Genomic DNA, 1601 nt, shown 5'->3' on the forward strand with positions numbered 1-1601 from the left:
CTACAACATCGCGCCGACGGTTGACGACACCCACGACCCCGACCGCTGGGAGGGTCACATTCTTTGCAGCGACGCCGAACGCGCTGCGCTGGCCTCCCTGCTCGACACCGGCCTGACCGACGCCTTCACCTGTACCGCGCCGCCGGAGCAACGCTTCACCTGGTGGGATTATCGACAGGGCGGGTTCCGACGCGGCCATGGCCTGCGCATCGACCACCACCTGATCAGTGCGCCGCTGGTCCAGCGCTTCGACAGTTTCGCGATCGACATCGAACCGCGCCGCTGGGAGCGACCCTCCGACCACACGCCCGTGATCTGCGGCCTGCGCGCGAACTGAGAACGCGGTCACGCTCGAATGTGGCTGCGGAGGAATCGGCGGTCTACCATCCGGAAAAGCGCGTGAATTGGCTGTGAAGTCAAGACGGAACGCGGAGGTTCTCGCGATGGATCGACAGGCACATTACGACGTCACCGGCACGGTTCATCTGGCCGACCCCAAAGCTGTAGAAGCAGCCGTCATCGATTTGCTCACCGGTCGGTTCACCGACATCGATGTCGATCTCATTGCCCGGGCGTTCGAAACCTTCGGCAAGCTGTTCGCCGGCCTGCTACCGGGTTTCAAGGGCTGCGACACCTGGTATCACGACGCCCGACACAGCCTGGATGCCACGCTGGCGTTCGCACGCCTGATCGACGGCTACGAGAAAACCGTCCCGCCGGCCGAGCAGCTCGGCGCCGAGCGCGCGATGCTCGGCGTGATCATCGCGCTGTTCCACGACGCCGGTTACGTGCGCTCCGACCGCGATGTCGGCCACCGCAACGGCGCCGAATTCACGCTTTGTCACGTCGCCCGCAGCGGCGCCTTCATCAGCGATTTCCTGCAGGGCACGCGGCTGGAGAAATACGCCGACGTTTCTCGCCAGATCGTCCACTTCACCGGCTACGAGATCGCCCTGGACAAGATCCGCGTCTCCGATCCGCGCGACCGGCATCTGGGCTTCTTCCTCGGCACCGTGGACCTGCTCGCGCAGATGGCCGACGCCTGCTACCTGGAGAAGTGCTGGCACCACCTCTATCGCGAGTTCACCATCTGCGGCCTGGCCGGCGAGGCACGACCGGGCCGACCGAAACCGGTCTACAGCTCGGCCGACGACTTGATGCGCAAGACGCCGGACTTCAACCGCATGGTCTGGAAAGACCGGCTCGACGGCTATTTCGAAGGCTGCTACCGCTACCTGAACGCCCACTTCAACGGCGACAACCCCTACATCAACGCCATCGACGAACACGTCGCACGACTCGACCACCTGCTGGCCGATGACGCCCTGCATGAACTCGCCAACGAGCCGGAAGTGATCGGCGCCGCGCAGTTGCGTTCGACCCTGAGCTCGTTTTCGGCTGTCTGATCCGTCGTGACGGACAGATCGGCCTGCCGTTGACTCGCGGTCAAGCTACCCAATCATTCAGAAACAGAGCACCCCATAATCGCCCCCGCATGGTGGCGCGACAAGGCAGGTCGGCTGCCGTCGCTGAGAAGTGAACCGCCCCGGGAATCCCGGAGGCTCATAGGTTTGAGTCAGGCGGCCATCGCCTGACCCTCA

The 1601-nt window shown here is 64.2% G+C and carries 1 protein-coding gene and 1 pseudogene; both read left to right on the forward strand.

Translation table 11 applies throughout. The annotated features are described in order from the left end of the window. Positions 1 to 337, forward strand: a pseudogene (locus tag ABNS06_RS09045) (exodeoxyribonuclease III); the annotation flags it as partial. A gap of 106 nt (positions 338 to 443) precedes the next feature. Further along, on the forward strand, positions 444 to 1406 hold the full coding sequence (locus ABNS06_RS09050) for a hypothetical protein (RefSeq protein WP_348674046.1): 963 nt from the start codon (positions 444 to 446) through the stop codon (positions 1404 to 1406). Positions 1407 to 1601 lie beyond the last annotated feature (195 nt).

The sequence above is a fragment of the uncultured Abyssibacter sp. genome (assembly GCF_964000955.1).
GTDB lineage: Bacteria > Pseudomonadota > Gammaproteobacteria > Nevskiales > OUC007 > Abyssibacter.